Raw genomic sequence first — 18,438 nt, 5'->3', positions numbered from 1 at the left:
CTTTTCTCATAATGGGTGGAGTGCTTGTAAAGTGGGTAGTTCACCAGTTGGTTACCTACCATTTACCGAATTAGGACATTCTTAGACCGTGAGAGATCAGTTAGCGAATTACCAGGATAGAGAATTAACCTGGCTCGATTTCGATACTCGGGTGCTGGAACTGACAGAAGATCCCACTATTCCACTTCTCGAGCGAGTGCGCTTTCTGTCGATCTTCTCTTCAAATCTAGATGAATTCTTTATGGTGCGCGTTGCCTCACTGAAAGCAAAAATTGAGCGAGGCGTGACGACACCCAACTCTGCCGGTTACACACCAAGAGAATTGCTGAAAATTGTCCTTGAGCGCACCCAGAATTTAGTAAATATCCAAGCCGAGCGATTTAAAGATGTCATCATCCCTGAGCTTGCTACCCATGGCATTGAATTTTGCAAGATTAGCGAACTCACGGATGAAGAACGTAGTCAGCTGAAGGATTATTACGATAAGCGAGTCTTTCCAGTGCTGACTCCCCTAGTTGTGGATCCATCACACCCATTTCCATATATTTCCGGGCTCTCACTTAATATCGGTATCAATATCGAATCTAGTGAAGATCAAGACATTAGCTTTGCGCGCGTAAAAATCCCCACCAACCTTCCGCGCTTTATTCGCACCTCAGATCAGTCAAAGATTCGCTTTGTGCTCATCGACGAACTTATTGCCGAGCATCTCTCGGAGCTCTTCCCCGGTGTCACACTCAAAGATCACTTCTTCTTTCGCGTAACCCGAAATCAAGACCTCGACCTTGATGAAGATGAGACCGATGACATCCTGGAAACGATGGAGAAGGAACTTACTCGTCGTCGCTTTGGGCCTCCCGTGCGCCTTGAGGTAGATAAGGTCATTCATCCTGAAGTTCTGAACGAACTCATGGATGAGTTAAAAATCGAACCTATCGATGTCTTGAAATATGACTCGCCGCTTGATCTGCGCAGCCTGAACCAGATTGCAGATCTTGATTTCCCGGAGCTGAAATATGCGCCATTTAGAAGTGAGACTGCACCTGAGCTGCGCGATGTTGATCTAGATTCAAGTGATTCTTTCTTCACCGCGCTTCGAAAAGGTGAGATTCTGCTGCATCACCCGTATCAATCCTTTACTACCTCCGTTGTGAATTTCCTAGAAAATGCAGCACGAGACCCACATGTATTGGCAATTAAGCAGACCCTCTACCGAACTTCAGGTGATTCACCCATCGTGCAGGCGCTGATTGAAGCTGCCGAAGCCGGCAAGCAAGTACTTGCGGTGATTGAAATCCGTGCTCGCTTTGATGAAATGGCAAATGTGCGCTGGGCTAGAAAGCTAGAAGAAGTCGGCGTGCATGTTGTTTATGGACTTATGGGTCTTAAAACACATGCGAAGTTATCTCTAGTGGTGCGTGAAGAAGGCGAGAATTTGCGCCGTTACTGCCATGTGGGCACAGGTAACTACAACCCAAAGACTGCCCGTTTCTATGATGATCTTGGAATCCTTAGCGCTGATCCTATTTTGGGCGAAGATCTCTCTCGTCTCTTTAACGAACTCTCTGGTTACTCAACTAAGCATGAGTATTCCCGTCTTCTCGTTGCCCCACACAGTATGCGAAAAGGATTGATTGCTCGAATCAAGCGAGAGACCCGCAATCACCTCGATGGCAAGCCGGCCTGGATTAGATTTAAACTCAACTCACTTCTTGATGAAGAGATTATCGATCACCTCTATGAAGCAGCTGACGCAGGTGTAAAAGTTGAAATTGTGGTGCGTGGTATTTGCTCAATTCGCTTAAATACCCAAGCTCGCCGGGAGAACATCAAGGTTCGCTCAATTTTAGGAAGATTCTTAGAGCACTCACGTATTTATTATTTCCGCAACGGTGGAGCTGAGGATTACTACATCGGCAGCGCCGACATGATGCACCGAAACCTCGATCGCCGAGTGGAATCACTGGTGCTCATCGAATCTGAAAAGCATAAGCAGCGACTTGCTGCAATTCTTGATGACTCGGTCTCAGATAAGTATTCAACATGGAAACTAACGGATGAAAACAAGTGGGTTCGAAATATTAAAGATCATGATGGAAATCTCCTAGTTAACTTTCAAGATCACTTCGTCGATAGACATAACCGTTCATGATAAGAGCAGCCGGAGCACTTCTCTGGCGCGAGAATTCTGATCTTGCTATCGAGGTGGCACTGATTCACCGCCCGCGCTATGACGATTGGTCACTACCTAAAGGTAAAGTTGAAATGGGTGAGACGGCGCTGCAATGCGCTTACCGGGAAGTCTTAGAAGAGACTGGAATCCGTGCCTCATTTACTCGCCAGCTTGGCGCTGTTGAATACGAAGAGTCAGGCCAGCAAAAGCGCGTGAAGTACTGGGCCGCCTACTGCGCCCTTGATCAGAGTGATTTTATTGCTAACGATGAAGTTGATCAGATGAAATGGCTACCTGCAACCCAAGCACTGGAGCAGGCAACTCATGACTCTGATAAATCAATTATTGAAACATTTATGAATCAAGAGCAACATACAGATACCTTGATTATCTTGCGCCATACAAAATCCCTTGAGCGCGGTGACTGGGATGAAGCAGATTCTCATCGCACCTTAGATGAAACTGGATTTGATCAGGCACAACTATTGATTAAACACCTCGAGCCTTTCGCCATCGATGAGCTCTATACCTCGGACTACACCCGCTGCGTGCAGACTGTGACTCCCCTTGCTCATGCTCGCGGATTATCGATTACCACTGTGCCAAGTCTGAATGAAGAGAGTTTTGAATTAGATCCAGAGAAGGCAATTTCCTTTGCTAATGCGCTCAAACAAGATGAGAAGAACATTCTCATCTGCAGCCACAACCCTGTGATTCCTTCGATGCTACGCGGGATCCTTAACACCAAGTTAAAGAATAAGGATTTGATTAAACTTGAACCGGGTGATGCCTGGATTGTGCACCGCGTGCGCGGTGAAATTGTGGGCCTTGATTACTTAAGCATTTCTAACTAATACCGCACTCCTTTAAGTATTAGCGCTCTATCCAATCAAGGCGATGCAAGACGATCCCTTCGCGTAGCGCCCATGGGCAGATCTGAATCTCTTGCAAATTAAGTGTCTTCATCAGCTCTTTGGCAACCATTGCTCCCGCAACTATCTGTGGGGCGCGCTCTGCCGAAATGGATTGCATGGCTTTTCTGCCCTCAATATCAAGTGATTGCAGTTTAGGCACCATCGCTTCCAGTGCGCTGTAAGTTAAGTGTGGACCAAACTTTGGATAGAAAGTGGTTGCAATCTTTGCCAGCGTTCTAAATGTTTTACTGGTCCCTGTGGCAACATCTTTTTCATAAGTTGAAAGTGATTGCGAAAGCGGTGCAATTGCATCTTGAAGATACTCTTCCAGTGTGCGCAGTGATTTGGCTGTGAAAGGATCGCCCCTCAGGAATTTTCGGGTAAGGCGGCCCGCACCTAATTGCACAGATGTCTTGAAAGCGGGGTTCTCATCGGTTCCACGAGCAATTTCCAGAGAACCTCCCCCAATGTCGAGCACCAATAAATCTCCCGCTGACCATCCGAGCCAACGGCGGGCGGCGAGAAATGTAAATCGTGCTTCTTCTTCACCGCTGAGTACCTGTAAATCAATTCCACATTCTCGGTTAACGTGCGCCAACACTTCATCTGCATTAACTGCTTCACGGATGGCAGAGGTAGCAAAGGCGAGAAGTTCATCAATATTTAGGTGGGCTGCATCCTTCATGTTGGTAAGGATCGCATCGGTGATCTTGGTGATACCCAATTGAGTAATTGCACCTGATTCATCCAGATATTCAGTCAGACGAATAATTGATTTATGTGAAGAGTTTGGAATCGGCGGGGCACCTAAGTGCGCATCAACTACTTGCAGATGTATGGTGTTAGAACCGACATCTAATACGCCTAATCTCACTACCGAAGTCTAGCGAGTTGAGTTAGCGAAAGTTCCTGTAACTAAGAAATAGACACGGCGGGAGACCGAGACGGCATGGTCTGCAAATCGTTCGTAGTAGCGACCAAGTAAGGTGATATCCACGGCAGCCTCGACGCCATGCTTCCAAGTGTTGTTGGTCAGTAATCCAATGAGCTGACGGTGCAATTTATCCATTTCATCGTCATCTTTTTCCAGCTGAAGAGCTAACTCGGTATCGCGTGTTTCAATTACAGTAGGAATCTTGCGAGAGATATTTTCAGCGACAGAGCCAATGTGGTTAACGAGATCATTAAGTTCAGCCGGAACAACTTTCTCCGGATGGCGAAGTCGCGTCACTTTAGCAATGTGGTGAGCAAGATCGCCCATACGTTCTAAATCAGCGCTCATACGTAGCGCGGTGACTAGTGCACGCAAATCTGAGGCAACTGGTTGTTGGCGAGCAATAATGTCGATGATGCGTGAATCTAAATCGTGTTGGTATAGATCGATTTTTTCATCGTTGGAGATAACTTCTTCGGCAATCTTTAGGTCGGCTTCAATAAGTGCCTGGGTAGCGCTATGAATAGAGTCAGAGACCATATTTGATAGATCAACGAGTGACTGTGATACCCCGTCGAGTTCCTCTTGAAAGACCGACCGGATGAGTGCCATGGGGGTTAAGGTAGGCGAAGCGGGTGAATTTCGCAATGACTAAAGGTGAACGGACGGTAAACCGTCCCAGGCAGAGGTTAGGCTATTGCCATGTGGTTTCGTCGCGATGAAAATGACGTTGTCGTAGATGAGATTTCTCCTACTTTTCTCAATGTGTTATCGCAACTCGATCAAGATGCGATGCTTGTCGCCCCGGGTGAGGTCGTTCGATTTGCAACCGATGGCGTTGAAACGCTCAATCTATTGCGCGATGGTCGTATCACTAGCCCTGAATTAGTCGCCTTAATTCGCGTTGTCAGGCGCACACATCAGCGACATATCGGAAAGATTGAAATTCCACGAGGACCCATTGGTGAAGGTTTGCGAGAGCTCACTGTGCGCGCAATCTATTTAGAAGATGTCGATAACATCGTTGTTCTTCTTAGTGATGAGAGTGAAGCAGAACGCGTGCACGAGGTACGCCGAGACTTTGTTGCAAATATCTCACACGAACTAAAGACTCCAATCGGCGCCCTCTCACTCTTAAGTGAAGCTGTTCTCTCGGCAGCCGATGAACCCGCATCTGTCGTTAAGTTTGCTACACGTATGCAGCTTGAAGCCAAGCGCCTGACTGACCTTGTGCAAGAGATCATCAATCTTTCTCGGCTCCAGGATTCAGATCCACTTCAAGTGGCGACTGAAAATAACGTGGCTGACCTGATTAATGAGGCGATTGACTTGGTCAAGACAACTTCGGAAGCTAAAGGAATTTCAGTCGCTGCTGGAGATATCCCAGCAGTAGTCGTACTCGGTGATAGCGAACAACTGATTATGGCAATTCACAATCTCCTTGAAAATGCTATTAACTATTCGCCAGAGAATACAAAGGTATCTGTCTCCTCCAATACAAGTGATGGCATTGTGGAAATCGTCGTGGCGGATCAAGGAATTGGAATTCCAGAGGAAGCACAAGATCGTATTTTTGAGCGCTTTTATCGCGTGGATCCTGCGCGCTCACGCGAAACTGGTGGCACCGGACTCGGGCTCTCAATTGTTAAGCACGTAGCTTCAAATCATGGCGGAGAAGTAAAGGTATGGAGCTCGCCCAATGTTGGCTCTTCCTTTGCGCTACGTTTGCCGATTTACACACCTAACGGAGGCGTTACACAATGACCAAAATACTGATTGTTGAAGATGAGACATCATTTTCAGAGGCAATCTCCTTTCTTCTTGGAAAAGAAGGATTTGAGAGTGAAATTGCGGAAAACGGACGTGTTGCCCTCGAGCTCTTTAAGAAAAATCATTACGACCTCATCTTGTTAGACCTCATGATTCCGGAAGTTTCTGGAATAGATGTCTGCCGCGCAATTCGCACAACATCTCCTGTTCCCATCATCATGCTCACCGCTAAAGATTCAGAGGTCGATAAGGTTGTTGGTCTTGAACTTGGCGCTGATGACTACGTAACTAAGCCTTATTCATCGCGTGAATTAGTTGCGCGAATCAAAGCTGTGATGCGCCGTGGTGTACCCGATGAATCAGGATCAGATGCCAATTCTTCCATTCAAGCAGCTGGTCGCATCCGGATGGATATCGACCGTCACCAAGTGACTGTCAATGAGATTCTGATCAACTTACCTCTGAAAGAATTTGAACTTCTCGAATTTCTCATGCGCAATGCTGGCCGGGTGCTCACTCGTGGCCAACTCATCGACCGCGTCTGGGGCGGAGATTATTACGGGGATACCAAGACTCTGGATGTTCATATCAAGCGTCTGCGTTCAAAGATTGAAGATGATCCAGCTAATCCACTGCTGATTCAAACTATCCGCGGGCTTGGATATAAGTTCGAGGCTTAAGCCTGGTGCTTCGATAGGGATACCCCCAGGATACAAAGGGCGCGATGCGTCCTATCATTACATGTGCTCACACGACAAGGATCAACAGTTCGAGTCTTGCTCGTTAACGATGATTCCTTTGAGCTTGCCACGATGGCCGCCTCACTTCGCCTTCATAGCGTCAATGTTGTGGGAGAAGCGCCAGATAAGTTCATGGCCGAGAACTTATTTCGCTCACTTGAACCTGAAGCTGTCTTAATTGACCTGCAATTCTCAGGTGAAGCAGCGATTGTCTTATTACAGAAGCTGCGTAACGTAAACCCAGCACTGGGAATAGTTATTACAACATCCTGTCCTGATCTGCGCCTCTTTGGCCTCATGGAAAAAAATATTCCACCGGGTTCCAAGATAATTCTCAAGCGCAGCATCTCAGATTTGTCGGTCATCACCGGAGCCCTTGCACAGAGCGTGATATCTGCAACAGATGGCTCAAAGATGAATTGGATCAATATGCATACCTCAATTCATAAGGAAGATTTCATCACAGTTCTCAATGAGCTCACCGATATTCAGATCGAGACGCTGCGCCTTGTTGCACAGGGGCTAAGTAACTCTGAAATTGCTAAGGTGCGCTTTGTCTCAGAAAAGTCAGTTGAGCAGATTGTGGCGCGCATCGCACAACACCTATCTATAACCCCAGATCGTCGCCGTAATCTGCGCGTTGTCTTAGCCGGCGAATACTTTAAGTGGCTCGGTGCGCCAAGACATTAAGGCGCCTTGCGGTAATCTCTGCGCATGTCTTCCGCTCTTACCCTGGCAAAAATCCGGGTGCGCTGGAATGAAGTCCTTGATCTAGTTGAAAGCCAAGACCGAGTTATTTGGATTGCCTACTTTGATGCTCGCCTTGAATCATTTGATAACGGGCGCCTGACCTTAGATTTCAGTGATAGCAATAAGTTGGCAACCGGCCATGATTATCAAGAGGCACGCCTGCGTCATCGCTCAGTATTGCAAAGTGCTTTTCTTGATGTTTTCGGTGAATCGGTTGTGATCGTAGAAAAATGAGAAAATTTCTTACAATCCTGCTCTCACTCTCATTTCTCTCATTTGCCTTTCATGCCAGCCCAGCACGTGCTGCAGAATTAGTAGAAGCAGGTCCTGCTGGAAAGATTCATGGCGCAGATATCAGCAGGTGGCAGCATCCAAACGATAAGCCAATTAACTTCAAGAAAATGCGTGCTGCTGGAATTGATTTCGTGATGATTAAAGCATCAGATACCAGAGAATATTCTGATCGCCTAGCTCTGAAATATGTGAAGGCTGATCGCGTTGGCGCACAAGAAGCTGGAATTCACACTGGTTTTTATCACTATGCGCTCTTACCCAATGTGACAACTACGGCCGCAGTTCAACGAGATGCTCGGGCGCAAGCTCAGAAAGTTATCTGGAGAGTTGAGGCGCTGGGCGGCTTTAATGATTTAGATTTGCCATACGCACTTGATCTTGAAAATAACTGCGTCAAAGTCAGTTCTTCTGGCTCCTGTAGTAAATACGCAACTCGCGCACAAGCAACGCTCTGGAGTAAGACCTTCCTTGCCACACTCAAAGATAAGACTGGTCGCACACCCTTGATTTATTCTTCGCCACATTTTCTGGAAAATGCCTTGAACCGGGACAAAGAACTTTCACAATATCCGTTATGGATCGCCCAATACACAATTGATCCAGCTAAGCCCGAGGCTAGACCCAATGTGAAACCAGGTGGTTGTTATGTGCACTCGTGGACCACGGCGCAATGCTCAGCTAATTGGACGATGTGGCAATACACCTCGTGTGGAATCGCACCTAAGTATGGCGTTCCAGGTAATCGCTTAGATCTCAATGTCTTTGGTGGCACCTCTGAGAAATTTGAATCACTGCTCACGGGCTCGTGGTCCCCAGATCCAGCAGATCTGATGCCAGTCGGTGAAAGTTCAACCATCATAATTTCATCAGTTAAGGCAACGACAACGAATAAGAGTGCGGTGATTGCCATTGAGGTCACACGTCCAGACAGTTCACCTGTTGTCACCGGTTCGGTCAAGTTATATTTCACATCTGCAAATGCAATTAAGCCTACTGTTGAGCAGAAAGTTGAGCGCGAATCTAGTGGGTCGTGGACGCTTTCAATTTCTGGGCTTCCTGCTGGAACCTGGTTTGGCAGCGTTGCATATAAAGATCCCTCTGGAACTCACGCAGATGCAAAGACGCTAGTTGAACTGACGATTACGCAGGGAGAAGCACCTGTGCCTAAACCAACTAAGAAGGCTCCGAGCAAACCGGCCACTGATGGCTGCCGAAATCAGATTAAGAATTAACTCCCCCGCGATAAGGTTCTCGCACTATGGATGAAATCCTCGAGCTATCTGCCGGTGTAGTGCGCACAAGTCGCACCATGAGCGATGGCCGAACAATTCGTTATTACGACACAGCTGAACAGAAACGAACTGTTGCAGATCAACGCCCTGCCGAAGAACAACCTGGTATTGGCGAGCTACGTCTTGATCCATTAGTCAACGAATGGGTTGTGATGGCAGCTCACCGCCAGAGTCGCATCTTCTTGCCTCCAAAAGAACTCTGTCCGCTCTGTCCCACCACAGGTGATTTACTGACTGAGATTCCAGAAAATGATTTTGAAGTTGTTGTCTTTGATAATCGCTCACCTTCAATGCGTCCACCTAATGGTGACTTTGCCTTGCCCGATATGGTGGGTTCAGATACTGATGAAGGTGTGGCTGCCGGAAAGTGTGAAGTAATTTGTTTTACGGCCAATCACGGTGGCTCTTTTAAAACACTCTCTGCCCAAAGAGTGCGCACGCTGCTAGAAGCATGGCGTGATCGCACGCGCGAACTCTCGCAACAACCATTTATTGAACATATCGCTCCCTTTGAAAATCGCGGTGAAGAAATTGGCGTTACCTTGGCTCATCCGCATGGGCAGATTTATGCTTATTCATATCTACCACCCCGTGTTGTGAAGATGCTTGAAGTTGCCAAGGCACACCATGCCAAGACCGGGCGCGTGCTCTTTGATGATGTAGTTGCGCGCGAACTTCGTGATGGCACTCGAGTTATCGCCAAGAATGAACATTGGGTTGCCTACACCCCTTATGCCTCACGCTATCCATTTGAAATTCACGTCACCCCACTGCAACCTGTTGCAGATTTAGCAGAGTTAGCACCTGCTGTCTGTGATTCGTTTCCATCGATTGCCATCGAAGTAATGCAGCGCCTCGATGGAGTATTTGGTATCGATATGGCATATATCGCTGCCTGGCATCAAGCACCTGTGCGCCAAGGGCGCGATGTACTGAGGTTGCATTGGCAGATCACGAGCGTGCGCAGAGCACCGGGCAAACTTAAATATTTAGCCGGTTCTGAATCCGCCATGGGGGCATTTATTATGGATATGAAGCCAGAACAATCTGCGCAGCAACTCAAAGATGTGAAGCTGTAAAAAGAAAGTTATCTTCCTATAGCGACGGTGCTGAACCTAAAGTTACCTTAAAGCTCTTGCTGGCACCCGTTGGTAGATCCACCACCACAGTTACTGTGCTACCTGGTGCATAAGAGCGAATGCGCACAATTGCCGCTTCCGAGTTAGCAACCTTCACGCCATCGATACTACGAAGAACTGAGTTCACTGGGATGCCAGCTTTCTCTGCTCCTTCACCGGGGCTGAGCTGAGTAATTTTGGCACCAACTCCTGTGTAGGCAGGATCAAAGTAAACGCCAAGTACCGGACGCTTTGATTTTCCAGTTGCAATGATTTCATCAATCACACGTTTTGCTTCATTGATAGGAATTGAGAATCCAAGTCCGATATTTCCACTTGCCGCACCTGAAGATATTGTGGCAATTGCAGAGTTCACTCCAACGAGCCTTCCTGCGGCATCGACGAGTGCTCCGCCTGAGTTTCCAGGGTTAATGGCGGCATCTGTTTGGATTGCATTGACATAAGACTGTGCATCTTCTGTGCCAGTTGATACCGGGCGATTAAGTGCAGAGACGATTCCGCTTGTGACTGTACTAGCCAAGCCGAGTGGAGAACCGATCGCTAGAACAGGATCTCCAACACTGAGTTTAGAAGAGTCTCCCAAGGTAATGGCTGGAAGATTTCCCATTTGCACCTTGAGTACTGCTAGGTCATATCCAGGATCTCGTCCCACAATCGTTGCTGAATACTGATTGCCATTGGTCAGTTCTATCTTAATTGTTCCTGATGTCACAGCCGTATCAATCACATGGTTATTGGTGATGATGTAACTAAATGCAGATGTGCTCTGATAGACCGATCCGGAACCGGTGCCAGAACCCGAAGGAGCGGTAACGCTAATCGAGACGACCGATGGAGTTACCAGCGAAGCAATGGTCTTTGCATTCATTTCACTGCCACCGAGTTCAACAAGTGTTCTCGACGAAGAGCAGGTGCCGGTAGGCGAGAGATAGAGCGCATTGGTGCGCTTATCAGCACATGCCTTCACAACACTGGTTGAGTTTGTTGAGGCAGTTGCAACTGAGCCCGCAATGGCAGCTCCTGCAATAAAGGCTGCGATAACTTTGGCGTTCTTCATAACCATGATGCTTCCCTATTCTTCTGTGATTTTCCTGTTAGAGCAGTGAGAGCGTTGAGAGAGTTTAGGCTTCAACCACCCACGCACCACTTATTTTTACTTTTACTTTATCCAGCGGTCTTTCAGCTGGTCCGGAAACGACTTTAGCGCTAGCAAATGGATCAAATTGTGCTGCGTGGCAAGGGCAGATGAGTTTCTTCGATGAAGATTTATAGGTAACTGAGCAACCTTCGTGGGTGCAGATTGCTGAGTATGCAAAGAAGCCAGCCTTGGTGCGAAAGAGGATTGCTGGGACCCCTTGTGCAGAATGCACAAAATTAAATGTCTTTCCCACAGGCAGTTCGGCAACTTTAATTATCTGCGCTCCCTTACCTTTCGTTGAAGATTTCACTGAGGCCGAACTCTTTGGTAAGGCTCTTCCGGCAAAGGTTGCGGCTACGGCTAGGGCGCCCACAATCGCTGTGCGCAAGACACTTCGGCGCTGAAAATTTGTAGCAGGCATTCGTCGATTTCCAATCAGTAGTAGTAAGTAAGCAAGCCACATCACTGCGTATGCGCTATCACCTGCCAAGAAATATGGAGTTGTATAGAAAGAGCTAGAAAGCCAGAGCGTAACTGAAAGTAAAAATCCGCCAAAGGCAGCTGTTGCTGGTGCAACCCAGAGTAACGTTGCAATTCCAACTGCAAACTCTGCAACCATGACCAAGATTCCGACATAGGTTGCATGATCTAGAATGCGATTAAGTAAGAATCCGATCGGTGAATTTGCGGCAAAGGCAGCTAACTGGGTGCCGATATATGTGGGCTCACCTTGTGTGAGAAATCCAGGATCAGATGCTTTATCCCATCCGGCATAGATAAAGGTGGCACCGAGAAATACACGTAACAGGCGAGGGGCTCGATTCTGCGTGGCCCATGAACTCATTGCACCTCGGGAAATACTCTGCAATGCGTTCATAACTTTAGGATATCGCGAGCCGTGGCGCGTGGCTCCCTGACTTGGATTCGAACCAAGAACCTGTCGATTAACAGTCGACTGCTCTGCCGTTGAGCTATCAGGGAATGAGTGCTGACTCTACCGCAGGGGGTAAGCCTGCGCCAAAATGCCCACGTTAGAGCGAACTAATGGAGAGTTCGTGCAGCCCACGTTTCTGGGTTTCCAGGGCAACCAACTCTGCAAATGCTGCGTTGTACTGCTCCTGATTTTCAACCGGGTTAAGGCGCTGCAGACTTGATTTCAGATCTGCAATCTTTCGACTGACAAGTACTTCTCGTAATCTGGCGACGATACTAGAAACATACTTTTCAGAGACCGCCCCATCTGTGCGCACTGGTTCCACCGAGAGTTCAGTAAATAGCTGCTTCATGCGATCATCGTCAACTTTTTCCAGAGCTAGCGGTTCGGTGCCAAATGAATCGATAATGCGGCGTAGTTCCCGGTAGGCCGGATGAGTAAATGCTTCATCTTCAATAGTGCTCCAGCCAAAGACAAGTCCTGACATCTGTAACTTAGCTTTTAATACCTCTCGCTCTAACATCAACGTTGGCTCAGTCGGATTAGGTCGCCACTGCGCATCGGCAGCCGGTGCCTCGCTCTGAACCTGAGTTGTGCTCACCTTTTTCAGGGCCGTGTTCACTGCTGCGGTGACAACTTCGGTCTCTGTTCCTAACCACCCTGATAAAGATTTGATGTATTCCGGGCGTAGTGACTTATCGCGAATGGCTGCGACCAGCGGGGCTGCGGTGTTGAGCGCATTCACGCGTCCTTCGGCGGTGTTCAGATCATGTTTTTTAAGTTCGGTGCGAATCGCGAATTCAAAGAGTGGCACTCTCTTTGCAATCAAATCACGCAAGGCCAGATCGCCCTTATGTTGGCGAAGGTCGCATGGGTCAAGGCCATCTGGTTCAACTGCAACAAAAGTTTGGGTCACAAACTTCTGGTCATCACCAAAAGCTTTCATGGCAGCTTTTTGTCCGGCGGCATCGCCATCGAAGGTGAAGATCACTTCACCGCGGAAGGTATCGGCATCCATCAGTAATCTGCGAATAATGCGGATGTGATCATCACCGAAGGCTGTGCCACAGGTTGCAACGGCAGTTGTTATTCCAGCCAAATGACATGCCATCACATCGGTATAGCCCTCAACCACAACTACCTGACGGCTCTTGGCAATTTCTTTCTTAGCCATATCAAGGCCATAAAGTACTTGTGACTTCTTATAGATAGGAGTTTCCGAGGTATTTAAATACTTAGGACCTTGATCCTCTTCATCGCTGGCTAATTTACGAGCTCCGAATCCGACGATATCGCCTGAGATATCTTTAATTGGCCACATGATGCGATTTCTAAACTTATCGATCGGCCCGCGCTCACCCATCTTAGAAAGTCCCGCTTCTTCTAATTCTTCAATGGTGTATCCGGCAGCGCGCAGATGCTTAGTCAGTGAATCCCAACTATTGGGGGCATATCCCACGCCAAATAAATCACATGCCGCCTTATCAAATCCACGTTTAGTAAGCAGATCACGGGCATGGGCGGCATCGGGGGAAGTATTAATCAGTTCTTGATAGAACTTTGCTGCAGCTAGGTGGGCTGAATATAAACGTGAACGTTGGGAAGTCGGTTGTGCTGGTCCACCTTCTTCATAACGAAGGGTGTAACCAATTTGAGAGGCAAGCCGTTCAATTGTTTCGGTAAAACTCAAATGCTCTGTCTTCATCATAAAATCGATGACATCCCCGCCGGCGCCGCAACCAAAGCAGTGATAGTAATTCTTAGAAGGTGTGACGTGAAAGGAAGGAGATTTTTCATCATGGAACGGGCAAAGCCCCTTCTTCTGTCCCCCGCCTGCGTTTTTAAGTGCAACGCCGGCTGCTGAAACAACTTCGTCGATATGTGCATGCTCGCGCACATAGACAATGTCATCAGCCTTAATCCGCCCGCTCATGTTCCTACCTTATCTACGCTTTGTGGGAGCTTGCGAGAGATGGGCGTGTAAGGCATATGCGCCGGGGTCGGTCAGGCTAGCAATTTGGTCAATGACAATACGTAACCGCTCTGAATCATTTGTGGCCTGCTTCCAATCGTCTTCAAAGATTGGGTCGAGTTCGCTGGGGGCTGCATCGAAGAGCATCTGCACCAAATCATGAATGACTACTTGTTGTTTTGCATAGCGCTCTTGCGACGCCGCAGCGCTAATCAAGTAATGCCCAGCAACAGCCTTCAGGAAATCAACCTCGACTTTTGCTTCGCGTGGAATTTCTAGATTGGCGCTATAGCGAGTCAGTGGGCCATCGCCATGAACATTGCGAGTTTCAAGTTCGGCAGCCAGCACAAAACGGCCAATCAGTTGTGAAGTCGTATCTTTTAAACGAGCAAGGGCGCGATGTGTGCGATCAAAGTGAGTTGGCCAGCAAGTCAGTGATTGCAAACGTGTAAGGGCAGCTGCGGCCTCGCTCTTGGTGGCATCACTGCCGTAGTTCGCGGTCATCTCTTGATATAAAGTATCGAAATCGTTATCAAAATTCTTTACCCGCACTTGGCCAGCAAAGATGGCATCTTCTAAATCGTGTACGGAGTATGCGCAATCATCCGACCAATCCATGATCTGAGCTTCAATACATTTGCGCTCATCGGGTGCACCTGCACGGACCCAAGTGAAGATTTCTGTGTCATCGCTATACACGCCAAACTTGCGCGGATTCTCTGCTCTGGTCCACGGATATTTCGTTGCCGCATCAAGTGATGCTCGGGTGAGATTAAGTCCAAGACTTTTTCCAGTTGCTGAAACAGTCTTGGCTTCAATGCGGGTGAGTAACCTAAAACTCTGAGCATTTCCTTCAAAGCCACCACACGATTGCGCAGCATCGGCTAGCGCTTCTTCCCCATTGTGACCAAATGGTGGATGTCCCATATCGTGTGACAAACATGCAGTCTCAAGTAGATCTGGGTCTGCGCCAAGTGACTCGCCTAGTTCGCGACCAATCTGGGCACACTCCAGTGAGTGAGATAAACGAGTGCGTTGAAAATCATTCTCCCAAGGAACTGCGACCTGAGTTTTGGCAGCTAGTCGACGAAGGGCGGCAGAGTGAATAACACGGGCGCGATCGCGCATGAATTCAGTGCGACCAGCACGCTTTGCCGGTTCATCAAGAAATCTCTCTTGATCGGCAGCGCTATATGCCTTAGGCAACTGGGTCATACACATACCTTACAAGTTTGCTGTTAGTCAGGTGATCGCTGATATGAATGCCTCGTCTGCCTAGCGTGATGTATGCCAGATAGGCACCTGCTTCGCGAATCAAATATCGATACCGTGATTTTGTAAGGGTATTTGGCCCAGTGCTGGCAGGTGAACATGTTGCAGTTGCTCCTAAGTCTTTTGCCATCGTGATGGTGCGCTGGCAGTGATAAGCATCAGTTGCAATGATGACGTTATATAACTTTCGACTCTTCATCTCTTTGATATATGCCTGCGTCTGGGAAAAAGTATCTCGCCCTACCGGAATTGAGATAACTTTATTTTTCGCCACTCCATTTTGGGTCAACCAATATTTTCCAGCGGCTGCTTCAGTTGTGCGATCTCCCGGGGCACCGGCTCCCACGGTGATAATAAGTGGTGCATATCCAGCATCTTTGATTCGCTTTGCCTCAATCAGACGTGCAAGTAATACCTCACCTGGTGCGCCATCTAATTGCGCAGCCCCCGGCACAACAATGACTTCTGCCGTAGATCTAAAGGTTGGGTTCTTAGCCGAGTTCCAGGTAACAAAGAGTGCATAGGTAGGAATAATGAGAACCACAGCCAGCACCAAAGAGATTGCTCGTCTGATTAACTTAAACATTAACCACCCGAGAACATATCTTCAGCATCAAGATGAATCATTTCATCGGGATCATTAAGCCATCCATCAGGCAAAGTTGGCGGGCGACCACTACTTGTGCGACCTCGGGGTTTGTCACCGATTTCAACCGGATAGGGCTGATCATCTAATTGATTAAGTAGTGAACGAAGTTCGTTTAAGGAAGCGACCATTCCGAATTGGCGGCGTAGCTCTGATGGAACACTGAATCCTTTGAGATACCAGGCCATATGTTTACGTAAGTCGCGACAACCACGATCTTCAGATTCAAAGTATTCAACGATGAGTTCGCCATGGCGAAACATGACTTCCCGAACTTCATGAAGAGTGGGCAATGTGCGGCTACTTTCACCGTTAAAAGCCGCCACTAAATCAGCAAAGAGCCACGGGCGACCTAGACAACCACGGCCCACAACAACTCCCGCACAACCGCTTTGGCGAACCATCTCGATGCCATCGGCGCCAGACCAAATATCACCATTGCCTAATACCGGAACCCCGGTTGGTTTTAAATGTTCAACAAGTTGGGCAATGGCAGACCAATCAGATTTACCTTCATACATTTGCTGGGCGGTGCGCGCATGCAAAGCCACCCAAGCAACACCTAAGTCAGCGGCTGACTTTGCTGCCTCTAAGTAAGTGTGGTGATCTGAATCGATACCAATACGCATCTTGACTGTGACTGGAATTCCATAAGGCTTTGCGTTTTCTACTGCAGCTTTCACAATTTCACGAAAAAGATTACGTTTAAAGGGAAGCGCTGCTCCCCCACCTTTACGAGTAACTTTCGGAACCGGGCAACCAAAGTTCATATCAATATGATCAGCTAGATTCTCGCGCCCAATCATTTTGACCGCTTCGGCCATATGGTGTGGATCAACGCTATAGAGCTGCACCGAACGTGGCCACTCGCCCGCACCTGGTTCAATCATGCGAAGTGTTTCCGGGATGCGCTCTAGTAATGCGCGCGCAGTCACCATTTCCGAGACAAATAAACCTGCGCCTTGTTCGCGGCAGAGCATGCGAAATGGTGCGTTGGTAATTCCGGCCATCGGCGCCAGAACTACCGGCGGATCGATTAAATGAACTCCATCTTTAAGAGGGAGTTCTAGCGGCGCTAGCAGCCGAGTAGACGAGGTGCTAGCCATGCTTGAACTTGATCAAGTGCAATACGTTCTTGCCCCATTGTGTCGCGATCGCGAATTGTGACTGCTTGATCTTCCAAAGTTTCGAAGTCAATGGTGATGCAGTACGGAGTACCGATTTCATCTTGGCGACGATAGCGGCGACCGATAGCACCAGAATCATCGAAATCGATATTCCAGTTCTTGCGTAGCTCTGTCGCCAAATCACGTGCTTTAGGTGATAAATCAGCGTTACGAGAAAGCGGCAATACCGCAGCTTTTACGGGAGCAATGCGGTGATCAAATTTCATCACCGCACGCTTTTCCATCTCGCCCTTTGCATTCGGTGCTTCATCTTCAGTAAATGCATCCATCATAAATGTGAGCGCGCAGCGGTCCACACCTGCTGCAGGTTCGATGACATATGGTGTCCAGCGCTCATTCTTCTCTTGATCAAAGTAGGACAAATCTTTTCCAGATGCTGCTGAGTGCGCCTTGAGGTCGAAATCGGTGCGGTTAGCAATACCTTCTAGCTCACCCCACTCAGTTCCGTTGAATTCAAATTTGTATTCAATATCTGTTGTGCCCTTTGAATAATGTGAGAGCTTCTCTTTTGGATGCTCGAATAGGCGCAGACGTTCTGGGTTAATTCCTAGATCTTTATACCAATTAAGGCGAGTCTCGATCCAGTACTTATGCCATTCCTCATCAGTGCCAGGAACCACAAAGAATTCCATCTCCATCTGCTCGAATTCACGAGTACGAAAGATGAAGTTGCCTGGGGTAATTTCATTGCGGAAAGATTTACCAATCTGGCCAATACCAAAAGGTGGCTTCTTGCGTGATGTTGTCATCACATTATCAAAGTTAATAAAGATTCCTTGGGCTGTCTCAGGTCGCAAATAGGCAAGCCCTGTCTCATCTTCTACTGGGCCAAGAAAAGTCTTGAGTAAGCCAGAGAATTGTTTAGGTGTTGTAAATTGTCCTTTGTTGCCACATGCCGGGCAGTTCATATCAGCAAGTGAATCAAGCTTCTTCTTATGCTTTGCTTCATACTGCTCTTCAAGGTGATCTGCGCGATAACGCTTATGACACGCGGTGCACTCTGTGAGCGGATCGCTAAATGTTGCAACGTGACCAGATGCTTCCCAGACTTCACGGGCCAAAATAACCGACGAATCAAGACCGACGACATCTTCGCGCCCCATGACCATCGACTTCCACCATTGGCGCTTTACGTTGTTCTTGACTTCAACTCCGAGTGGGCCGTAATCCCAAGATGCTCGAAGGCCGCCATAAATTTCTGAGGAAGGGAATACAAATCCACGACGCTTTGAGAGTGAAACAATATTTTCTAAACGGTCTACCGCCATTACAAATCTCCATCC

Annotated in this window: 17 protein-coding genes and 1 tRNA gene; 8 read left to right on the top strand and 10 right to left on the bottom strand. The window is 48.0% G+C overall.

Going from position 1 to position 18,438, the window contains the following annotated elements:
* Positions 1 to 88: 88 nt before the first annotated feature.
* Positions 89 to 2,152 (top strand): RNA degradosome polyphosphate kinase, encoded by a 2,064-nt coding sequence (locus A1sIIB76_RS01685; RefSeq protein WP_095696823.1) that lies wholly within the window; start codon positions 89 to 91, stop codon positions 2,150 to 2,152.
* Positions 2,149 to 3,027 (top strand): NUDIX hydrolase, encoded by an 879-nt coding sequence (locus A1sIIB76_RS01680; RefSeq protein ID WP_095696822.1) that lies wholly within the window; start codon positions 2,149 to 2,151, stop codon positions 3,025 to 3,027. The genes A1sIIB76_RS01685 and A1sIIB76_RS01680 overlap by 4 nt, the downstream gene beginning before the upstream one ends.
* Positions 3,028 to 3,046: 19 nt before the next feature.
* On the opposite strand, the gene A1sIIB76_RS01675 is transcribed toward A1sIIB76_RS01680, so the two are convergent.
* Complete coding sequence (locus tag A1sIIB76_RS01675; RefSeq protein ID WP_095696821.1) at positions 3,047 to 3,961, bottom strand: Ppx/GppA phosphatase family protein; 915 nt, start codon at positions 3,959 to 3,961, stop codon at positions 3,047 to 3,049.
* A 9-nt stretch (positions 3,962 to 3,970) separates the two neighbouring features.
* The gene (gene phoU / locus A1sIIB76_RS01670) at positions 3,971 to 4,633 is read right to left on the bottom strand and encodes a phosphate signaling complex protein PhoU (RefSeq protein ID WP_190277072.1); all 663 of its coding nucleotides are present in this window, start codon (positions 4,631 to 4,633) and stop codon (positions 3,971 to 3,973) included.
* Positions 4,634 to 4,723: 90 nt separating this feature from the next.
* On the opposite strand from phoU, the gene A1sIIB76_RS01665 reads away from it, so the two are divergent.
* The 6 genes from A1sIIB76_RS01665 to galT all read left to right on the top strand — a co-directional run bounded on the left by A1sIIB76_RS01665 (position 4,724) and on the right by galT (position 9,946).
* Positions 4,724 to 5,785, top strand: coding sequence for a sensor histidine kinase (locus A1sIIB76_RS01665; protein ID WP_095696820.1), 1,062 nt, complete (start codon positions 4,724 to 4,726; stop codon positions 5,783 to 5,785).
* Positions 5,782 to 6,471: a response regulator transcription factor gene (locus A1sIIB76_RS01660; RefSeq protein WP_095684439.1), complete on the top strand. Its 690-nt coding sequence runs from the start codon at positions 5,782 to 5,784 to the stop codon at positions 6,469 to 6,471. Before A1sIIB76_RS01665 ends, A1sIIB76_RS01660 begins: the two co-directional genes overlap by 4 nt.
* 63 nt (positions 6,472 to 6,534) lie before the next feature.
* A complete protein-coding gene (locus tag A1sIIB76_RS01655) occupies positions 6,535 to 7,221 on the top strand; it encodes a LuxR C-terminal-related transcriptional regulator (protein ID WP_095674503.1) in 687 nt (228 codons plus the stop codon).
* A 24-nt stretch (positions 7,222 to 7,245) separates the two neighbouring features.
* The gene (locus tag A1sIIB76_RS01650) at positions 7,246 to 7,515 is read left to right on the top strand and encodes a hypothetical protein (protein ID WP_095674502.1); all 270 of its coding nucleotides are present in this window, start codon (positions 7,246 to 7,248) and stop codon (positions 7,513 to 7,515) included.
* Positions 7,512 to 8,807 (top strand): glycoside hydrolase family 25 protein, encoded by a 1,296-nt coding sequence (locus tag A1sIIB76_RS01645; RefSeq protein ID WP_095696819.1) that lies wholly within the window; start codon positions 7,512 to 7,514, stop codon positions 8,805 to 8,807. The genes A1sIIB76_RS01650 and A1sIIB76_RS01645 overlap by 4 nt, the downstream gene beginning before the upstream one ends.
* Before the next feature lie 26 nt (positions 8,808 to 8,833).
* Complete coding sequence (gene galT, locus A1sIIB76_RS01640) at positions 8,834 to 9,946, top strand: galactose-1-phosphate uridylyltransferase (RefSeq protein WP_095696818.1); 1,113 nt, start codon at positions 8,834 to 8,836, stop codon at positions 9,944 to 9,946.
* Positions 9,947 to 9,962: 16 nt separating this feature from the next.
* Here galT and A1sIIB76_RS01635 read toward each other — a convergent pair whose 3' ends face one another.
* From A1sIIB76_RS01635 to A1sIIB76_RS01600, 8 genes are all read right to left on the bottom strand, one after another.
* Complete coding sequence (locus A1sIIB76_RS01635) at positions 9,963 to 11,069, bottom strand: S1C family serine protease (protein ID WP_223298782.1); 1,107 nt, start codon at positions 11,067 to 11,069, stop codon at positions 9,963 to 9,965.
* Between the two features lie 58 nt (positions 11,070 to 11,127).
* Positions 11,128 to 12,021 (bottom strand): Rieske 2Fe-2S domain-containing protein, encoded by an 894-nt coding sequence (locus A1sIIB76_RS01630; protein ID WP_095696817.1) that lies wholly within the window; start codon positions 12,019 to 12,021, stop codon positions 11,128 to 11,130.
* 29 nt (positions 12,022 to 12,050) lie between these two features.
* Positions 12,051 to 12,125, bottom strand: a tRNA-Asn gene (locus A1sIIB76_RS01625).
* A 50-nt stretch (positions 12,126 to 12,175) separates the two neighbouring features.
* Positions 12,176 to 14,011, bottom strand: coding sequence for a DNA primase (gene dnaG, locus A1sIIB76_RS01620; protein ID WP_095684434.1), 1,836 nt, complete (start codon positions 14,009 to 14,011; stop codon positions 12,176 to 12,178).
* A 9-nt stretch (positions 14,012 to 14,020) separates the two neighbouring features.
* Complete coding sequence (locus A1sIIB76_RS01615) at positions 14,021 to 15,265, bottom strand: deoxyguanosinetriphosphate triphosphohydrolase (protein ID WP_095684433.1); 1,245 nt, start codon at positions 15,263 to 15,265, stop codon at positions 14,021 to 14,023.
* On the bottom strand, positions 15,249 to 15,908 hold the full coding sequence (locus A1sIIB76_RS01610; protein WP_095696816.1) for a YdcF family protein: 660 nt from the start codon (positions 15,906 to 15,908) through the stop codon (positions 15,249 to 15,251). Before A1sIIB76_RS01610 ends, A1sIIB76_RS01615 begins: the two co-directional genes overlap by 17 nt.
* Complete coding sequence (gene dusB / locus A1sIIB76_RS01605; protein ID WP_095697346.1) at positions 15,908 to 17,074, bottom strand: tRNA dihydrouridine synthase DusB; 1,167 nt, start codon at positions 17,072 to 17,074, stop codon at positions 15,908 to 15,910. Before dusB ends, A1sIIB76_RS01610 begins: the two co-directional genes overlap by 1 nt.
* Complete coding sequence (locus A1sIIB76_RS01600; RefSeq protein WP_095684430.1) at positions 17,044 to 18,423, bottom strand: glycine--tRNA ligase; 1,380 nt, start codon at positions 18,421 to 18,423, stop codon at positions 17,044 to 17,046. Before A1sIIB76_RS01600 ends, dusB begins: the two co-directional genes overlap by 31 nt.
* Positions 18,424 to 18,438 lie beyond the last annotated feature (15 nt).

Origin of the sequence: Candidatus Planktophila versatilis (assembly GCF_002288265.1) — a bacterium.
In the GTDB taxonomy this organism is placed as follows: domain Bacteria; phylum Actinomycetota; class Actinomycetes; order Nanopelagicales; family Nanopelagicaceae; genus Planktophila; species Planktophila versatilis.
Note: the sequence above shows the minus strand (reverse complement) of the source record. Positions and strands in the feature narration are given on the sequence as shown.